This is a genomic window from Ruegeria sp. HKCCD7181 (assembly GCF_057221055.1).
In genome coordinates, this window is the sequence record NZ_JBWVBC010000001.1 from 531,720 (window position 1) to 550,377 (window position 18,658).

At 57.7% G+C, this 18,658-nt stretch carries 17 protein-coding genes; 10 read left to right on the forward strand and 7 right to left on the reverse strand.

Annotation, left to right across the window (positions count from 1 at the left end; genetic code table 11):
* The first annotated feature begins 41 nt into the window (after positions 1-41).
* Together AC2TCY_RS02625 and AC2TCY_RS02630 are read left to right on the forward strand one after the other, a co-directional pair.
* A complete protein-coding gene (locus AC2TCY_RS02625) occupies positions 42-2,486 on the forward strand; it encodes a GcvT family protein (RefSeq protein ID WP_480845272.1) in 2,445 nt (814 codons plus the stop codon).
* Positions 2,483-3,844 (forward strand): MmgE/PrpD family protein, encoded by a 1,362-nt coding sequence (locus tag AC2TCY_RS02630; RefSeq protein ID WP_480845273.1) that lies wholly within the window; start codon positions 2,483-2,485, stop codon positions 3,842-3,844. The genes AC2TCY_RS02625 and AC2TCY_RS02630 overlap by 4 nt, the downstream gene beginning before the upstream one ends.
* A gap of 229 nt (positions 3,845-4,073) precedes the next feature.
* On the opposite strand, the gene AC2TCY_RS02635 is transcribed toward AC2TCY_RS02630, so the two are convergent.
* From AC2TCY_RS02635 to AC2TCY_RS02655, 5 genes are read right to left on the reverse strand one after another with little or no spacing between them, the layout of a single operon-like run.
* Positions 4,074-6,230 (reverse strand): hypothetical protein, encoded by a 2,157-nt coding sequence (locus AC2TCY_RS02635; protein ID WP_480845274.1) that lies wholly within the window; start codon positions 6,228-6,230, stop codon positions 4,074-4,076.
* Positions 6,227-7,096 carry a flagellar motor stator protein MotA gene (gene motA, locus AC2TCY_RS02640; RefSeq protein WP_480845275.1) on the reverse strand — a complete coding sequence of 290 codons (870 nt, stop codon included), beginning with the start codon at positions 7,094-7,096 and terminating at the stop codon, positions 6,227-6,229. Before motA ends, AC2TCY_RS02635 begins: the two co-directional genes overlap by 4 nt.
* Positions 7,097-7,142: 46 nt before the next feature.
* A complete protein-coding gene (locus AC2TCY_RS02645; RefSeq protein ID WP_480845277.1) occupies positions 7,143-7,736 on the reverse strand; it encodes a MotE family protein in 594 nt (197 codons plus the stop codon).
* Positions 7,733-8,224: a hypothetical protein gene (locus AC2TCY_RS02650; protein ID WP_480845279.1), complete on the reverse strand. Its 492-nt coding sequence runs from the start codon at positions 8,222-8,224 to the stop codon at positions 7,733-7,735. The genes AC2TCY_RS02645 and AC2TCY_RS02650 overlap by 4 nt, the downstream gene beginning before the upstream one ends.
* Positions 8,225-8,233: 9 nt before the next feature.
* Complete coding sequence (locus AC2TCY_RS02655) at positions 8,234-8,731, reverse strand: flagellar basal body-associated FliL family protein (RefSeq protein ID WP_480845280.1); 498 nt, start codon at positions 8,729-8,731, stop codon at positions 8,234-8,236.
* Between the two features lie 119 nt (positions 8,732-8,850).
* Between AC2TCY_RS02655 and fliF the strand changes: the two genes are divergently transcribed.
* Genes fliF through fliP form a run of 4 tightly spaced genes read left to right on the forward strand, consistent with a single transcriptional unit; the run spans position 8,851 to position 12,047 of the window.
* Positions 8,851-10,443: a flagellar basal-body MS-ring/collar protein FliF gene (gene fliF / locus AC2TCY_RS02660; RefSeq protein ID WP_480845281.1), complete on the forward strand. Its 1,593-nt coding sequence runs from the start codon at positions 8,851-8,853 to the stop codon at positions 10,441-10,443.
* A complete protein-coding gene (locus AC2TCY_RS02665; RefSeq protein WP_480845282.1) occupies positions 10,443-11,039 on the forward strand; it encodes a FliH/SctL family protein in 597 nt (198 codons plus the stop codon). The genes fliF and AC2TCY_RS02665 overlap by 1 nt, the downstream gene beginning before the upstream one ends.
* Complete coding sequence (locus tag AC2TCY_RS02670) at positions 11,032-11,319, forward strand: FliM/FliN family flagellar motor switch protein (RefSeq protein ID WP_480845283.1); 288 nt, start codon at positions 11,032-11,034, stop codon at positions 11,317-11,319. The genes AC2TCY_RS02665 and AC2TCY_RS02670 overlap by 8 nt, the downstream gene beginning before the upstream one ends.
* On the forward strand, positions 11,316-12,047 hold the full coding sequence (fliP, locus tag AC2TCY_RS02675; RefSeq protein WP_480845285.1) for a flagellar type III secretion system pore protein FliP: 732 nt from the start codon (positions 11,316-11,318) through the stop codon (positions 12,045-12,047). Before AC2TCY_RS02670 ends, fliP begins: the two co-directional genes overlap by 4 nt.
* 3 nt (positions 12,048-12,050) lie before the next feature.
* Here fliP and AC2TCY_RS02680 read toward each other — a convergent pair whose 3' ends face one another.
* Both AC2TCY_RS02680 and AC2TCY_RS02685 read right to left on the reverse strand, forming a co-directional pair.
* Positions 12,051-13,493: a sensor histidine kinase gene (locus AC2TCY_RS02680; protein WP_480845286.1), complete on the reverse strand. Its 1,443-nt coding sequence runs from the start codon at positions 13,491-13,493 to the stop codon at positions 12,051-12,053.
* Positions 13,490-14,227: a response regulator transcription factor gene (locus AC2TCY_RS02685; protein ID WP_480845287.1), complete on the reverse strand. Its 738-nt coding sequence runs from the start codon at positions 14,225-14,227 to the stop codon at positions 13,490-13,492. Before AC2TCY_RS02685 ends, AC2TCY_RS02680 begins: the two co-directional genes overlap by 4 nt.
* Positions 14,228-14,446: 219 nt before the next feature.
* Here AC2TCY_RS02685 and AC2TCY_RS02690 point away from each other — a divergent pair, with 219 nt between their 5' ends.
* Genes AC2TCY_RS02690 through AC2TCY_RS02705 form a run of 4 tightly spaced genes read left to right on the forward strand, consistent with a single transcriptional unit; the run spans position 14,447 to position 18,615 of the window.
* Positions 14,447-15,691 carry an ABC transporter substrate-binding protein gene (locus tag AC2TCY_RS02690; RefSeq protein WP_480845288.1) on the forward strand — a complete coding sequence of 415 codons (1,245 nt, stop codon included), beginning with the start codon at positions 14,447-14,449 and terminating at the stop codon, positions 15,689-15,691.
* A 57-nt stretch (positions 15,692-15,748) separates the two neighbouring features.
* Complete coding sequence (locus AC2TCY_RS02695) at positions 15,749-16,621, forward strand: carbohydrate ABC transporter permease (RefSeq protein ID WP_480845289.1); 873 nt, start codon at positions 15,749-15,751, stop codon at positions 16,619-16,621.
* Positions 16,614-17,513 (forward strand): carbohydrate ABC transporter permease, encoded by a 900-nt coding sequence (locus tag AC2TCY_RS02700; protein WP_480845290.1) that lies wholly within the window; start codon positions 16,614-16,616, stop codon positions 17,511-17,513. The genes AC2TCY_RS02695 and AC2TCY_RS02700 overlap by 8 nt, the downstream gene beginning before the upstream one ends.
* 4 nt (positions 17,514-17,517) lie before the next feature.
* Complete coding sequence (locus AC2TCY_RS02705) at positions 17,518-18,615, forward strand: ABC transporter ATP-binding protein (RefSeq protein WP_480845292.1); 1,098 nt, start codon at positions 17,518-17,520, stop codon at positions 18,613-18,615.
* The last annotated feature ends 43 nt before the right edge of the window (positions 18,616-18,658 follow it).

Genomic DNA, 18,658 nt, shown 5'->3' on the forward strand with positions numbered 1-18,658 from the left:
GTGGCTGACTTTCGGAAATGGATGCATTCAGGAGAGAACCCATGAAAACCCATGCGCAGGCGGTAGTGATTGGAGGCGGTCTGGTCGGCTGTTCAATCCTGTATCATCTTGCAAAGCTGGGCTGGCGCGATGTTGTTTTGCTGGAACGGGATGAACTGACCAGCGGTTCGACCTGGCATGCAGCGGCGAACATTCACGGGCTGCATGACAACAACAACGTGACGCGCATCCAGCACTACACGATGAATCTGTACAAAGAGCTGGAGAAAGAAACCGGGCAGGGTTGCGGCGTTTTTCAGCCCGGATCGCTCTATTTGGCGCAGACCGAAGATCGCGAGCACCAATTGCGCCTGCAAGAGGCGAAGGCAAAGTTCTATGGTCTGAACTTCTATGAAATCAGCCGCGCGCAGGCGAAAGAGCTGCACCCGTTGGCGCAGTTCGATGACATTCGCTGCATCATGTATGAACCCGATGGCGGCAATGTCGATCCGTCCGGCGTGACCATGGCCTATGCGGCGGGGGCACGGGCAATGGGCGCCACGATCGAGCGGTTTTGCCCCGTAATAGGGACTGATCAGCAGCCCGATGGGTCATGGATCGTTCGCACAAAGAAGGGCGACATTCACGCGCAATGGGTGGTCAATGCGGGCGGTCTCTGGGGGCGCGAAGTCGCGGCTTTGGCCGGGATCGAACTGCCGTTGCAACCGACCGAGCATCAGTATTTCGTCACCGAAGCAATTGATGAGGTCGCAAGCCTAGGTCGACGCTTGCCGTCCATTGCAGACCGAGACGGTGAGTATTACTTCCGCCAGGAAGGCAACGGCCTGTTAATCGGCGCCTATGAGAAGGACATGCGGTTCTGGGCCGAAGACGGAACACCGCTGGACTTTGCCCATGACCTGTTCCCCGACGATCTGGACCGGATCATGGAAAACGTCATTCGTGCCACTGAAAGAGTGCCTGCCGCTGCCACGGCCGGTGTCAAACGGGTGATCAACGGCCCGATGATCTGGTCGCCGGATTCGAATGCAATCTGGGGGCCAGTGCCAGAGCTGAAGAATTACTTCTGCTGCACCGGCATTATCCCGGGCTTCTCGCAATCCGGCGGTCTGGGCCTGCTGGCCGCGCAGTGGATGATCGAGGGCGAGCCGCAATACGACATGTTCGCATGGGATCTGGCTCGTTTCGGCGACTGGGCTGATAAGGCCTTCACCAAGGCACGTGTAGAAGATGCCTATACACACCGGTTCGCGATCCACTTCCCAAACGAGGAACGCAGCGCAGGTCGCCCCGCGCGCGTGCGGCCCGCCTACCGGATGCAGCAGGACATGGGCTGCGTCTTCGGCCTGAACTGCGGTTGGGAGCACCCGCTATGGTTCGCAGATCAACCCGGCACGGTTGAGACCAACGGCTTCACTCGCCAGAACTGGTGGGAACCCGTCGGGCGCGAGGTCCGAATGCTGCGCGAACATGTTGGTGTCATCGATATCTCGAATTTCGCCAATTACACGATCAAGGGACCGGGTGCCCATGACTGGCTGGAAGCCCTCGTCGCAAACCGGGTGCCGACCGAGGTAGGACGCTCGTGCCTGACGCCGCTGATTTCAGTGCGAGGCGGGGTGGCCGGTGATTTCACGATCACCAAGGTGGCTGAAGACGAATACATGATGATCGGGTCCGGTATGGCCGAGCGTTACCATCAGCGGTTCTTCAACATGGTGAAGCTGCCGGAAGGCACGACGTTCGAGGTCGCCACCAATCGCATCGCGGGCTTCAACGTCGCTGGTCCAAGGGCGCGGGATGCCCTGCAACAGTTGACCAACGCAGATTTGTCGAACGAGGCGTTCCGATTCATGCGCTCGGCAACCATCGAAGTTGCCGGCGTCACCTGCCTGGCGATCCGAGTCAGCTTTTCCGGTGATCTGGGATGGGAGCTTCATTGCGCCGAAGAAGATCAGATCAGGCTCTATTCCGCGCTATTGGAAGCGGCAAGGCGATTTGACGGCGGTCCGGTTGGGGGCCGAGCTTTGGGCTCGTTGCGGATCGAGAAGGGTTATGGATCGTGGGGTCGCGAGTATTCACAGGAATACTGGCCGCAAGAGGTCGGATTGTCCGGGCTGATCAAGCTCGACAAAGACTTCCTGCACAAGGAGGCGTATCTGGCGGTCAAGGACAACGCACCGCGCGAGGTGTTGTCGATCTTTGAAGTTGAAGCGGACAACGCAGACGCGACCGGCGGCGAGCCGATCTTTACTGCCGACGGAAAGCCTGTAGGCCGCGTGACCTCTGGCGCTTATGGCTATTCGGTAGGTAAATCCCTTGCCATCGGTTATGCCGATCCGAATGCAGCACAACCAGGTGACACCGTCGAGATATTCATCCTCGGAAAACCACACACAGCCAAGATCCTCTCAAACGCGCCATTCGACCCGAAAGGAAACCGTCTTAGGGGAATCACAACTGCTCAGATGGAAACAGCCGAATGACCAGCACTTTTGATCGCGTCGCAGAATTCACGCTGTCCCGTCCTGCTGACGAGATGCCCGACAGCGCCCACGAGGCAGCCGCGCTGATGTTGCTGGACACGATGGGTGTTCTGATCGCTGCAGGTCCGATGGAGGCAGGAGTTATTGCCCGCGAAACGGCGGCGTCACTTTATGCCAGCTCCGACCCGACTTACAGCGCGCGCATGTTGTTTGACGGCCGCACGGTCAGTCTGGCCGGCGCTGCTTACGCGGCCGCGACCCAGACTGATAATCTCGACGCCCATGACGGCTTCAATCCGACCAAAGGCCATATCGGCGTGGTCGTGGTACCTGCCCTTGCAGCACTGGCCGAGCATTGCCCTGATCTGACCGGTCGCGACGCGCTATCTGCGGTGATAACCGGGTATGAGATTGCTGGACGCGCGGGTCTGGCGTTGCACGCTACCGTCAGTGATTACCACACTTCGGGTGCTTGGAATGCACTGGGGGTTGCGGCCATGGCCGCGCGGCTGCGTGGTTTTTCGCCTGATCAGCTGCGTCAGGCTTTTGGTATTGCGGAGTATCACGGACCGCGCAGTCAGATGATGCGCGAGATCTCCAATCCTACCATGTTGCATGACGGATCAGGTTGGGGTGCCTTGGCGGGCATGTCGGCTGCAATTCTAGCAGAACGCGGATTCACCGGTGCGCCGGCGATTACTGTAGAAGAAGATCGTGCAGCTCCCTTCTGGGACGATCTGGGCACAGTCTGGCAGATGAGTCAGCAGTATGTGAAACCCTATCCGATCTGCCGATGGGCTCATGCGGCCATAGACGGCGCCCGGCTTTTGATGCGGCAGCACGACCTGAGCCACCAGCAGATTGAAAGCATTCAAATCAACAGTTTCCACGAAGCCGCCTGCTTGTTTCCGGGCCTGCCGGAAACCACATCCCAGGCACAGTATTCCTTGCCATTCGCTGTTGCGGTTCAAACAATTCACGGTCGAATTGGTGTCGAGCATATTTCAGGAACAGGCCTGTCAGATCCGGTTGTTGCAGACCTGATCAAGCGCATTCAAGTCGCCGAAAGTGACCGCCACAACGCGCGTTTCCCGCAAGGACGTTGGGCCGATGTCCAAATTATCACCAAAGATGGTCGGAACCTTCGTTCTGGAGATCTGAATGCCCGAGGCGGCCCCGACGTGCCGTTTAGTCGGCAGGAAATTGTCGAGAAGTTCAAGGAATTCTCGGTTCCTTTCATCGGTGAGACGCGTGCGGACAAGATCGAGGCAGCTATCCTTGGGCTTGTTGAGACGAACGCACGGTATTCCGAGTTATCGAAGCTGCTTTTCGATCCGCCGGAAGGACGAAGCGCCTAAGCCGGTTACCTGTCTAAAAAGTCAGTGTTAGTGTCTGTTTTTTCTGTTGCGAAAATTGGCAGATTGTTTGGGCTGTGTGCCGGACTTTCCGCGAAAAATTGCTGGTGCGACACCGAACAGAACTTCCAAAAGAACGCACCGTGCCCCCAAGTTTTACGAGGAATGCCGAACTGGCTTGGATTGCGATCAGCTTTTGATTTCGGCGGATTCTAAGAACGTTTCCTGCTATCTAATCAGCTGTATCTTCGCCCAGAATGGCGAACAATTCGCCGATTTTCCTTCGAACAGTCGCGCTATCCTGCAACAATTCCATCGCATCGGCCATCGGCTTATCTGGCTGGCGATCAACCGGTTTTTCCAGCAATAGACTCAATTTGGCCAGAGCGCTGTACATTCCTGAGGCATCACTCTCGGTGTTCTCCAACAACCCTGCCCTCCAGAAGTTTCGGTCGGCTTCAGTGGTTTCGCCGATATCTTTCAGAACCATCGCCGCGCCGGCAAAATCCTGACTGACCACGAGCGCCTGCGCCCGTATACGTTGGGCGGCCTCCGAGTTATCCCCGGATAGCTCCAACAAGGCTTGTCGCGGTCGCGCCTGATGTAGTGACGCACGGGCACGAAGGTGAGATCTGTCCAAGCGGCGCGCGTTGTCCGTTTTCCGGTTCGCCAGGGTAAACCCAAGCTTTGCAAATCCCAAACTTGTCAGACGTTCAGAAAGGGAAATGGCTGTATCCGTCTTCATGGCTTCACGCCGTTCTTCCGAAAGGCTCAATACGTGACTCAGAAAAGTCACGTCGTCCGCGCGCTCGGCCAGAAGTAGCAAGATTTGATTGTGCGTTCTGCGCCAACCCTTGTCATTCGGGGATGGCGGAACTTGTTTCATTGCGGCTTCAAATTCCTGATTAAGACCCAAGGCCACCGCATGCGCGCGAGCCATCATGAGACCAATCTCTGATCTACGAAACTGAACCGCATAAGCCGCTGCAAGATCCAGTTCCTGTCCCGTAATCGCACCTCGATCGGACCATCTTTTGTCGATCAAACGAGCCAGCGCAAGGGGCGCTTCTATGGTAGCGTCCGGGGCCGTCGCTGCCGCAATCAAAAAGTAGTCGGTTTGTTCGCTGTCTCCTTCGGCTGCGGCCACGCCAGCATTGGCCAATGCCAGTTCAGGCCGATCATTCCCATCAAGCCGTTTGGTCGCCCGCAATACACGTCGCGATGCCTCCAGCTTTCCGGCTTCTACGAATGTTTCGGACAGGATCGGTCCCAGATGGTGTTTCAAGTGAGGGGGAAGACGAGCAAAGGAATGCTCGATTGCGTTTGACTGGTCATCCGCAGTCAAACGGCCTTCCGACAACAATGCCCAAAAAGCTGCGTCGCCTCCGCAACGCTGCTGATCCGCGAATGGGTTCGGACTGACTGCCTTCTGGCCGTCCATTATCCGTGCAATCGCCTCGATCCGGTCCCATGTCTCGATACGCTGAGGAGCCAGTTTCAATACCTGAACCGCCTCGGCGCCAAAGCCATAGTAGGTATAGAGTTTTGCCAGCATTTCCGCTCTTGTCGTGTCCAGCCGGTCAAATTCCTGGAACAAGCTAGTTCTCAACTCGGCCACTTGTTGCGGGAAAGGTCGAGAATCCGACCAGTTTTCAAACCCCAACTCTGCGTTCGGGATGCAGGTTGGCCGTGTGTCAACTTGCTGCAACGGAGATTTTTTTGACCCTGAAAACTCATCCAGAATCGACGAAACCTTCAGGTTGCGCGGCAGTTCAACGGGAATCTGTGTCGGCCCAAAGTATCCCGACTGCCGCGTGCCGACACCGGCCAGATCCAAATCAACGACCTCTCGGTCGGACCCTTGCAAGATCCGCGACATCAATTGGGTTTCAAATCCACGACGCTTTGTCTGCAGCAACAAGACCGAGAGATCCGAGCGCAGGGATTTTGGTGGCTCGGTCTTGTGTCCGCCGCTGCCCCTTCCCGGCAAAATTGGCGGGAGGGCTGCGGTTTCAGGAGGTGGCGCGTATTTACCCGGCGCAATATCCACGACGACCATTGTCTGGCGGTGCAAAAAGGCCTTGGCGATACACTCACACCCAAAGACCATTTCAAGCGTCGCGCCGGGTTCGGACTGAGACAAAGACGTCAGCCGCCCCTCGGACAGACGGTTAAAGACAGAACGGGTTTCGAACTCTGCGCCTTCAAGAGCCAACGACAGGCGCGCACCGTTGGGCTGCGGCGTCAAATCCCAACCAGTGCCCGGGGGAACCTGAACCACAAGACGCGTGAATCCGTCATGTTCGCCGGACCGCACCCTGACGGATTGCGCCATAGTGCCCGATGCCAGAACAATCAGGACTAAGGTCAGGAGGAAGACGCGTGTCATGCGGCCGCCTGCTTCAGTTCTTTCAGTGCATCCTCAAGTTCCGAGAACCCAGGGCGATTGTGGGTAGGGGTGTTCTGGCGGCCTACCTCAATGCACATTGCAGCATTGTGGTTGTGGAGATTTGCGACCAGAACCTCTTTGATCAGTTGATAAAAATGGTTGTCCTCCTCTACTACGGCCTTGAGCTTTCCCGCGAAAGGTCCAACCAGGCCATAGGCCAGAAACACGCCGAGGAATGTACCGACCAAGGCACCGCCAATGAGTTTCCCCAAAACTTCCGGAGGCTGATCAATCGAACCCATCGTCTTGATGACCCCCAACACGGCCGCCACAATTCCAAGTGCCGGCAACCCGTCTGCTACAGTTTGCAACGCATGGCTGGAATGCATGGCGTGATGGAAATTCGCGTCCATCCGTTTTTCCAGAACCTCTTCGACCTGGTGAGGATCATCGTAATTCATCGAGGCCGAACGCAGGGTGTCGCAGATCAGGTCCACTGCCTCTTTGTCGGCCTGAATTTTGGGGTAAGCCGAAAACAGGCCCGAGGATTGAGGATCTTCGACATGCTGTTCCACCTCAACAGGGTTGGTGCGCGCTATACGGATCAGCGAAAACAGCAGGCACAGCAGATCCCGATAATCTTCAGGTTTCCATTTCGGGCCTTTGAACACTTTGCCCATGTCTTTGGCGGTGTGTTTAACAGCACTCATGTCATTGCTGATCAGGAAGGCGCCAATAGCCGCACCGCCGATCATCATCATCTCAAATGGTAGCGATTTCATAATGATCGCCATTTTGCCCCCAGCGGCGAGGTAACCGCCGAAGACCATGACGAAGATAAAGGCAATTCCAATGATTCCGATCATGGGAGATCTCCAGCGTTTCGAAGAATGGATTGGCGGAGCATCTGAGCTACTCCTCAGGTGCCAGGGCATTGCGCCCGGCCATCACAACGCTAATCGTATAGGCCGCTTCGGGGCTGAGCCCGGCCATCACGCCCGCGGCTGCATCGGGTGGCATACGTGACAAGAAACCGGCTGCGAACACGGGGTCCATCGTCTCGAACAAATCCGCAGCATCCTTGGGCTTCATATTCTGATAAACATCCGTGAGCCGGGTCAGGTCGGATTCTGCGGCTTTGTCGGCAATTGCCAGTGTTTCGCGCAGCGACTCTTCCGCTTCCAGCAACGCGGTCAGACGGGTTTCGATGGCGCGCTTTGCGATCTCCTGCGCCTTCTCCTGGTCCACTAGAGTTGCTTCGCGGCGGTTCAAGTCCTCCTCACGACGGAGTAGGGCAGTCAACAGCACCTGCAATTCTGCCGGTGTGGTCCCTTCCGCAGAGGGCTTTCGGGTCGGGGCTGCAATGGGCTCAGCGCTGCGGGCCAGTGCCGGACCTGCTTCCAATCCCAGACGAATGGCTGCCGATCCAATCATTAGCAGCGATATCACTGTCAGAACGCCGCCACGTGGCCGTTTTGGCCTTGTGCGTGAGGGGGCTTTGATCATTGTGCCGCTCCGCCTTGCACACGCGCGTGGCGGAAAAACATGATCCCTTCCGGTGCTTTGGCTTCCTCCGACGCAGAACCCTTGTCTGCACCATGCTCTGTGGCAATCTCGACCGTAGCGGGTTCCTCTCCATCTGGCTCTTCGACCTTTTCCTTCAGGTCCTCCACGGGCTCTTGCGATGTGCTCTTTTGTGCTTGCTCATCGGGGATGACGTCATGCATCGACGCCATCATCAGTTCCAGCTTCTGCGCAACCTTTTCCGCACGCTCGGTTAGGTCCAGCAGTGACTTCCCGGATTGATCGGACGCTGCGCGAGCGGATTCCAACGAACCTTTCAGTTCATCCGCCTGTGCAGAGAGGACCGAAACAGCCCCGCCTACGCCTTTTTCAAGGTCGGTAAACCGCTTCAAGCGCCTTGCCAGAACAAAACAATAGAGACCTGCGCCAAGTGCGCCGGCGACCAGCAGAATATCGGCTATCAGTTCCAACTTCGCCTCCTAGTTCAACACGAATTCCATAACCAAGACGTCACGTACGCGCCCCTCGCCGACCACAATTCCAATACGCCGCAGCAGGTGCCCCCGGATGCGGACCAGAGCCAGCGAATCCTCAAGATCGCTCAGTTCAACCGCGCGGAGGTAGCCGTTCAGAACATCCATGATTCTCGGCAGCAGCATCTCAACGTCCGCGACATAGTCAGCATTCACCTCAAGCTGGGCATGGAACTTCAGATGGCGAGAATCACCGGCATTGACCGAGATGATTACCGGCGGCAGGTCGACGAATCCGATATTGGGCAAGGCGTCTGCGGATATGCTCTGGTCCATTTCCGCAGCCTCTTTCGACATGGCTTTGCCTCCGATTGGCAATAGGCCAGAGCTGGTAACGAAAAACCCGATCGCCGCGCCTGCGATGGCCAGAATCATCGCAATGATCATGCCCTTTTTCCCTGATTTCTTAGGGGCTTCTGCCTCTTCGACTGTTGCGTCGGTCATGACGTCCTCATCCTTGCGTTCGACAAATGTCATAACCCCGCAGGGACTAACCGATTGTTAAGGGCAATCGTTCAAACAAGGGACGAGCCGCACAGAAAGTCGGCGAGTCGGAGGTGAGCGTGCAGCAGATCGGAACTGTCTGGGCAAGTTTGGACAGGCGCAAACAAGTCATAGTGGCTGGTGCCGTTGCGCTGGTGTTTCTGGGCGTTCTCGCCATGTCGCGGATCGCGACGGCGCCCTCGATGACGCTGCTTTATGCAGGGTTGGAAAGCGGTGCTGCCGGGGACATCGTGCGTTCGCTGGATCAGCGCGGCGTTCCCTACGAGATCAAAGGCGGGTCTATCTATGTACCCGGTGGGCAGCGGGACGAGCTGCGCATGACGTTGGCCAGTGAAGGGCTGCCGGCGAATGGCAACCGGGGATATGAGCTGCTGGATTCGCTAAGCGGTTTCGGAACCACCTCGCAGATGTTTGACGCAGCTTATTGGCGCGCAAAAGAAGGAGAGCTGGCACGTACAATTGTCGGCAGTCCCCATATCAGTCAGACGCGCGTACACATCGCTAACGGATCGTCGAATCCGTTCCAGCGCAGTGTGGCCCCGACGGCGTCTGTTTATCTGGTGCCTTCCGGGGCTCAGATTACTGGAGATCAGGCCAAGGCGATCCGGTTCCTGGTTGCCTCGGCGGTCAGTGGACTGGCCCCCGAAAATGTCACGGTCATCGATTCGAATGGTGCCGTTATCGGCGTGCAGGATACCGCGGTTGCTGCCGATACGTCGGATGACAAGGCGAAACAGTTGCGCGAACGCGTGCTACGTCTAGTCGAGGCGCGGGTCGGTGCGGGCAATGCGGTTGTTGAGGTCAGCGTGGATACCGTGACCGAGACTGAGTCTATCCGGGAGCGGCGCTTTGATCCCAAGGGGCGCGTTGCCATCAGTACGGATGTCGAGGAACGGTCGGACAGCGCGCGCAATCAGTCTGCAGATGTGACTGTTGCGTCCAACCTCCCAGATGGCGATGGCGCCGGAGGTGATGAATCCAACTCAACTGCCACTCAAACCCGTGAGCGGGTAAATTACGAAGTTTCCGAAACGGAGCTGGAGGTGCATCGCGCACCCGGAGCGATCAAACGCCTGACGGTGGCTGTTCTTGTAAACGGCACGCGTACGGTTGGTGTCGACGGGGCGGAAATCTTTGAACCGATACCTCAGCCCGAGCTTGACGCACTGGAGGAGCTCGTGGCGTCGGCCGTTGGCTATGATGCTGAGCGTGGAGATGTGATTACGCTGAAGTCTCTGGACCTGCCTCTGGTTGAGCCGAAAGGCACATTGGTAGCTGCGTCGCTGTGGCAAAAGATCCATTTCGACGCCATGGCACTGATCCAGATGACAGTATTGGCTCTTGTTTCCCTTGTTTTGGGTCTGTTTGTGATCCGACCTATCTTGACGAATTCGGCAACGATGCCCGCATTGTTGCCTGCGGGCGCTCAACCTCAGGCGGACGCTTCGTCCGTTTTGGTGGGGGAAATCGCCACAGATGACCCGCAGGAATTCACGCCCCTACCCAACCAAAGCCAGCAGAACGTCCCTGCAGTGACGGCTCGTCAAAGCGAAGATGCAGTCGATCGCCTGCGCGCCATGATCGGCGACAAACAGGAGGAAACCGTCGAAATCCTGCGCAGTTGGCTTGAAGAAAGCGAGGAGAAAGTGTGATGTCCATTGCTCACCTGCTCGAGGATTTCACGGTACAGGTTGGCGCCGTAGCGATACATCTGTTGGATGATGACGCGCTCGAGGAACAGCGCCTTGCTGCATTCGAGGCCGGTTACGGTGCCGGCTGGGAAGATGCCGTTCAGGCGCAGGAACAAGCGCGTGGACAAATAAGCGCCGAACTGTCCAGCACGCTGTCAGACCTGTCCTTTACCTATCATGAGGCGCTAACCCGCATGACGCTCTCGTTGGAGTCGATGTTTCAGAGCCTCGTTCAGACCGTCCTGCCTGAGATTTTGGACCAGAGCTTTGGACCACGTTTGGTCGCTCAGCTGTGCGAGATGGCAAAAGACCAGATCGGGCAGCCGATGCTCTTACTGGTGCCCACAGGAACCGCAGAACAGGTTGAACCACTGATACCGCATGACTTTTCAGCGCAAGCTCGGGTTGTTGAAGATCCTGCACTGCAGCCTGGTCAGGCCAGGTTGCAGGTCGGCACCGCCAGGTCTGAGGTGGATTGCGAGGCGTTGCTGACCGCTATTTCCGGCGCATTCGACGCCCATGTTTTTGAAGCAAAAGAGGCTTTGTCAAATGAGTGATCCCCAAGCTCCCAAGTCTGAGAAATCCAACCCGTTCGAGACTGTTCCGATTGAGGTGACCGTCTCGGTTGGCCGCGCTCGTCCGTTGATCCGCGATTTGCTGAACATGGGTGAAAACGCCGTTCTGACGCTCGATAAGCGGATCGAGGACCCGGTGGATCTGTATGTCGGCGATCAACTTGTCGCTCGCGGCCTACTGGAAGAACTGGAAGGAGACCAGGCAGGGCAACTTGCAGTGCGCTTGACCGAGATTTCGGATTTGCAGAATGGTATCGGATGATGCGCCATCTGTCCTGGTTGGCAGTGGCGCTGCTCTTGCTGCCTTCGATGGCAGCCGCGCAGGAGTTGTCGCTATCTCTGGGTGAAGGGGGGTCGATTTCCTCCCGGGCTATTCAGCTGATCTTGCTGATTACTGTGCTGAGCCTGGCACCGGGGATCGCGATCATGATCACCTGTTTTCCATTCCTTATTACGGTGCTGGCGATCTTACGGCAGGGTATCGGGTTGCAGCAGTCACCGCCCAACATGCTGATCGTCAGCCTCGCTCTGTTTCTGACGTATTTCATCATGGAGCCCGTGTTTTCAGAGGCCTGGGTCACTGGCATCAAACCCTTGGTCGACGAAACCCTGGATGTTGAGCCTGCACTTGAAAGGGCCCTGATCCCATTTCGCGAATTCATGGCAGCTCGTCTGGATACAGAGACGTTTCAGGCCATGGCGTCACTGCGCCCGGATGGCGAGGCGATGCGATTGTCGCCTCAGGCACCTTTGTCCGTACTGATGCCTTCATTCATGCTGTCCGAAATTGCGCGGGCTTTTCAGATCGGGTTCTTGATCTTCCTGCCTTTTCTGATCATCGACCTGGTTGTGGCGGCCGTCCTGATGTCGATGGGCATGATGATGGTGCCGCCAGCAACGGTATCGTTGCCGTTCAAGCTCGCTTTTTTCGTGATTGCCGATGGTTGGGCACTGATAGCTGGGGCACTGGTTCGCAGTTACGCGCCGTAACGCCTATTGCCGGGTGATCAATAACCGCGCACGCAGGCCTTGTTCCCCGGCTTCGAATTGCAGCGTACCACCGTGCTGCTCGGCAACGGTTGTGGCGATCGTCAGGCCCAACCCGAACCCGTCAGACGACCCGATATTCGAGCCGCGCCGAAATGGCGTCAGCAACGCTTCGATATCCTCGACAGACAGATCGGTACCCTTGTCCTCGACGATGATGGTGGCGGTTTGCGCGTCGGTTTCCAGCGCGACCTCGGCATGGCGTCCATATTTCAGGGCGTTGTCGATCAGGTTCGTCAATGCGCGTTTCAATGTGATCGGGCGCGCCGTGACCAGAATGCGCCGGGTTTCGGTCAGGGATCCCCGGCCCCTGCGGGACATGAAGACAGACGGAGCGCCTTCGACTGTAACCGGAGCCACTTCTTTCAGGGTCACGGGCTGTCCCATGTCTTGGTAATCGGCGACCATCGACTCGACGAGAGAGGTAAGTGAAATCTGACGCGGTTCCTCGATGCTCAGCTCGGAGCGCGTATAAGTTAGAACGCTTTCTATCATGCCGGTCATCTGGTCCACGTCGGCTTCGAGCTTTTCGCGCAAATCGGCGTCGGGGATCAGTGCGGCGCGCAGGCGGACGCGAGTCGCGGGCGTGCCCAGGTCATGGCTGACGCCTGACAAAACGATGGCACGTTTTTCCAGCTGTGAGCGCTCGTCATCCAGATGATCGTTTACGGCAGAAACCATCTCGCGCAGCTCTTCCGGCCCGTCTGCGTCATAGCTGTCGGGCCCACCGCGCCGCCTGCGGTCACGCAGCGCCTGTGAGAAGCGGCTGAACGTGTCGGAGACATTTCCGACTGATGTCAGAATGACGGCCAAAGTTACGACGGCAGCGAGAATGGCAGGTAAGCGAAGGTCCGCAGGAGCCGCCTTGCATCCCCAGATACCGGTCCCGTCCACCTGTTGCCAAGGGCCGCGTCCGAATTGCGCTATCAGGATCGGTTCACTGCAATAAGTGGCAAGAAGGCGTGTCAGATTGCCCAGTTTCTCTGGTCCGGTCTGGTCGCTTTCTGAAACGATGCCCGAAATCGGATAAACCAGCCGGTCCGACATCACCGCAAGCGTCAGTTCGCGCCCGCTTATCGGCGAGGAGCTATCCGTCAGAATAGACAGGTTAGTGACAAAACGGCGGCCAGAGAACCCGGGCATTTGTTCGAACATGCCAGCTTCGGCGAGGGCGGCAGCCTCTGGGGGCAAAGGTGTTATGGAAATGGCGGTCGTCGGCGCGATGCCCGTGCGCAACTCTTCATAGACCGAAAACCCCGCCACGAAGGATCGCGTCAGGTACCTGTCCCAGGCTTGCGAGGAAGCAAACCACAGCCCAGCCGCCAGCAACCCCGAGGCAAATCCCCCTAAAGACCAGATCCAGCCCAGACTGCGCAGGCGCAGGGTCATGCGTCCTCTTCCACCGTGACCTCAGCAGCAAAGACATATCCCACACCGCGTTCGGTCCGCAGCATTTGCGGGTCCTTCGGGTTGGTCTCGATCTTGGATCTCAGGCGCCCCACCAGCATGTCGATGGCGCGTCCCTGCGCCTCGGGCTTGTCGGTTTCACCGGTGACATCAAGGGCAGCGGCGATTTCGTCCCGGGTCAGCGGAATGTGCGGATTGGCCAACAAAACCTTAAGCAATGCGGTCTCGCGCTGCGACAGGGACACCAGGTACCCTTCAGGCGAGTGTACTTCGTCCCGTTTGCCGTCGTAGGTCCAGCCGCCAAAGTGAAACGTACGTGTGCGGCGGCGGTAGGCCAGAGACGAAGTTCGCCGCGCCCGCTGCATCACAGCCCGGACGCGAGCCAGCAGCAGTTGAGGGTTGAACGGTTTGGCGATGTAATCGTCAGCTCCGACCTCATATCCCGCCATGCGTTGATGATCCGCCGAAAGAGCCGAGACAAGAATGATCGGCACATCCTGTTCGCGTCGCAGACGAGCGCAGATTTCCACGCCATTCTCGTCTCCCAGCATCACGTCCAACAGGATCAGGTCGATCCGCCCCGAGGTCAGGTGCGATCGTACATCCTTTTCCGAACTGGCGGGCAGGGCGATAAATCCGTTCTGCTGAAAGAACTGGGTCATCATTGATCGCATCTCCGGATCGTCATCCACCACCAAGAGTCGCGGAATGCTCACGTTGTCTGTCCTCCCAATCTGTCCTCCGGTGTTGCCGCCAATTGTAACGATCTGCAACAGATTCAAGGTCAACGTAACATGCTGTAACAAAAGCGGTGGAAAATTCCCATCCGTCAGGGCTTTGGCCCGGATTATCCGTTGCCAGACGTCTTTCTGGTCGCAGTATTACGCACATGGCTGCCGTCTCGGCGGCAAGGGATTCTCAGGGAGGAGACAAAAATGAAGCGTTTTGCATTTGCCACCGTTTCGACTTTGGCCGTTGCGGCTGGGTCGTCCGTTGTGGCCGAACCGCAGGCTGAAGTCCTGCATTGGTGGACTTCGGGTGGGGAGGCCAAATCGGTTGCCGTATTGCAGGAAGAGTTCGCCTCGAACGGCGGCACCTGGACTGACATGCCGGTTGCTGGCGGTGGCGGAGATGCGGCGATGACCGCGTTGCGCGCCCGTGTTCTGGCTGGCAACGCGCCGACGGCTGTTCAGCTGAAAGGCCCCGCCATTCAGGAATGGTACGAAGAAGGCGTTCTGGCCGACATTTCCAGCGTAGCCGAAGCTGAAGGCTGGGCTGATGTTCTTCCTGCATCGATCGCGGGACATATGCAGTGTGAAGGCACATGGTGCGCGGCGCCGGTAAACGTGCACCGTATCGACTGGATCTGGGCGAACGCCGACATCTTGGCCGCCAATGACATCGAAATGCCCACAACCTGGGATGAGTTCAACGCCGCTGCCGAAAAACTGCAGGCTGCTGGTGTGATCCCGCTGGCCCACGGCGGTCAGGCATGGCAGGACGCCACCGTTTTTGAGGCGGTCGCGCTGGGTCTCGGTGGTCCCGAGTTCTATCAGAAAGCATTTGTGGACCTGGATCCCGAAACGCTGACTTCGGACACCATGGTACAGGTCTTTGATCAGATGCGTACAATGCGCGGTTACGTGGACGAGAACTTCTCGGGTCGCGACTGGAACCTTGCCACCGCTATGGTGATGAATGGCGAAGCGGCGTTCCAGATCATGGGTGACTGGGCCAAGGGCGAATTCCTGGCCGCTGGCAAAACCCCCGGCGAAGATTTCCTGTGCGCCTCGACCCCCGGCGACGGATATCTGTACAACGTCGACAGCTTTGCCATGTTCGAAGTGGAAGGTGACGACAACCGCGCCGGTCAGGAACTTCTGGCCAAGCTGATCGTTGCGCCGAACTTCCAGGAAGTGTTCAACCTCAACAAGGGTTCGATCCCGGCACGGACCGATGTTGCACTGGATGCGTTCGACATCTGCGCCAAGATCTCGGCCGAAGACATGGGTTCGACCTCGGCGGGTGGCTCGCTGCTGCCGTCCTATGCCCATGGCATGGCGCTGCGCGGTTCGCAGGCCGGTGCGATCACGGATGTTGTGACCGCGCATTTCAACTCGGATATGTCCTCGGCTGACGCAGTTCAGCAACTGGCGGACGCAGTGGCAAACAGCTACTGATCCAATACGCTCTGCCCCCTATACTGAGGGGCAGAGCACCTTTCCCCGGAGGCTAAAATGTCCGAATGGCTGGAAAACCACCTGCCCAAGGTGGTGCTGGCACCGTCGTTCATCGCCGTATTGATCTTTGTCTACGGATTTATCGGATGGACCGCATGGGTGTCGCTGACCCGATCGAAACTACTGCCGAAATACGAGATCAAGGGCTTCATTCAGTACGAACGCCTGTTTGACTCGCCCCGTTGGGATACGGCGATCAACAACCTGTACATCTTTGGTGCGCTTTTCATCGTGATCGCGATGATACTGGGCCTGTTGCTGGCCATCCTGCTGGATCAGAAAATCCGCGTCGAAGGCGCGATCCGCACGATCTACCTGTACCCGATGGCGCTGTCGATGATCGTCACCGGTACTGCGTGGAAGTGGATCCTGAACCCGGGTCTGGGGATCGAGGCCATGGTGCAGGGCTGGGGCTTCCCCAACTTCGAATTCGACTGGCTGGTGAACCCCGATTACGCGATCTACACCATTGTGATTGCTGCGATCTGGCAGAGCTCGGGCTTTGTCATGGCGCTGTTTCTGGCCGGTCTGCGGTCGGTGGATGGAGAGATCATCAAAGCCGCGCAGGTCGATGGTATTCCCACATGGCGTATCTATACCGCGATCATCATTCCTTCGATGGCCCCGATCTTTCTGTCAGCCTTCATCGTTTTGGCCCACCTTGCGATCAAGAGCTTTGACCTTGTCATCGCCCTGACGGGTGGCGGTCCGGGTTACGCGACCGACCTGCCGGCAACCTACATGTACGCAATGGCCTTTTCGCGCGGCGATATCGGTCAGGCGGCGTCCTCCGCGATGATCATGATGCTGGTCGTCTTTGCCATCGTGGTTCCTTACCTTTACTCAGAGCTGAGGGCGAAAAATGACTGATCTGTCGATGCCCCAAACCGAAACCCGCACCCAAAGCGCCACTGGCAAGATTGCCCTGCGTTGGCTGCTATATGTCCTGCTGGGCCTGTTCGCGTTGTATTACCTGATGCCGCTGTTCGTGATGTTGACCACATCACTGAAAAGCCTTGAGGAAATCCGCACCGGCAGCCTGATCTCACTGCCCCGCGAGGTCAGCTTTGACGCCTGGAAAACCGCATGGTCCGGCGCCTGTACCGGTATCCAATGTGAAGGCCTGCGGCCTTACTTCTGGAACTCGGTCCTGATCGCGGTCCCTGCAGTTGCCATCTCGACCCTGCTAGGTGCGCTGAACGGCTACGTCGTGGCGCAGTGGCGGTTCAAAGGCGCCAACATCATCTTCTCGCTGATGCTGTTTGGTTGCTTTATCCCGTTTCAGGTTGTTCTGCTGCCCATGGCGCGTCTGCTGGGCATGATGGGGATTGCCGGAACCATTCCGGGCCTGATCTTTGTCCACGTCATCTACGGGCTGGGCTTCACCACGCTGTTTTTCCGCAACTACTATGTCACCATTCCGTCCGAGCTGACCAAGGCAGCCCGCGTAGATGGGGCCGGGTTCCTGCGGATTTTCTGGTCGATCTTCCTGCCACTGTCGCTGCCAATCATCGTGGTGACCGTGATCTGGCAGTTCACGCAGATCTGGAACGACTTCCTGTTCGGCGTGTCGTTCAGCCAGGCGGGAACGCAGCCCGTGACCGTGGCGCTCAACAACATCGTAAACTCCACCACCGGCGTCAAAGAGTACAATGTCGACATGGCCGCCGCGATTATCGCGGGGCTGCCGACGCTGCTCGTCTATGTCGTTGCCGGTAAGTATTTCATCCGCGGCCTGACCGCCGGTTCTGTGAAGGGATAGACTCATGGCTCCCATTCTCGACATCAACAATCTCTATAAGAATTACGGCGCGACCGAGATTCTGAAGGACATCAATATCTCGATCGAGCCGGGCGATTTCCTGGTGCTGGTCGGACCATCGGGCTGCGGCAAGTCCACTCTGCTGAACTGTATTGCAGGGCTGGAGCCGATCACCGGCGGCACGCTGGCCATCGGTGGTAAGGACATGACCCATGTCAGTCCCAAGGACCGCGACATCGCGATGGTGTTCCAATCTTACGCGCTGTATCCAACCATGTCGGTGGCCAAGAACATCACCTTTGGCATGAAGGTGCGCGGCGTCGATCAGCCCACGCAGGACGCCAAGCTAAAAGATGTGGCCTCGTTACTTCAGATCGAACCGCTGCTGAATCGCCGCCCCAGCCAGTTGTCGGGCGGTCAACGTCAGCGAGTGGCGATGGGTCGGGCGCTGGTGCGTGATCCCAAGCTGTTCCTGTTTGACGAGCCGCTGTCGAACCTCGACGCGAAACTGCGGGTCGAAATGCGGACCGAGATCAAGAAACTGCACCAGACGCTGGATGCCTCGATTGTCTATGTAACGCACGACCAGATCGAGGCGATGACGCTGGCCACCAAGATTGTGGTTCTGAAAGGCGGCATCGTGCAGCAGATCGGCAGCCCCGCGGAGATTTACAACAACCCCGCCAATCTGTTTGTGGCCGACTTCATGGGTTCACCCGCCATGAACCTAATCCCGGCGCAGGCGACGAATAGCGGATCGGGCACGCAGATATCGATCGCGCGTGATGCGGGCGAAACTCTGGTGCTGAACGATGCCCGCGACCTGTCCCTGCCAAATGACGTGATCCTGGGTCTGCGCCCAGAAGACATTGCCGAAGCCGGATTCCGTGCTGGTGCCGGCGTGCAAGAGGCCGCTTGTATGGTTGACATGGTCGAACCGGCCGGAGCGGACACCTACGTCGTCTCAGAACTGGGCGGCAAACAGGTCACGGCCCGGCTGCATGCAGAAACCAGTGCACAGGCGGGTCAGATGTTGAACCTCGCCTTCGACATGAGCAAAGTCTCGTACTTTGCCAAGGAAACCGGTGAACGGCTGAATTAAAAACAAACGCCGCGCGAAATGATCGCGCGGCGGCCTTTTGGAA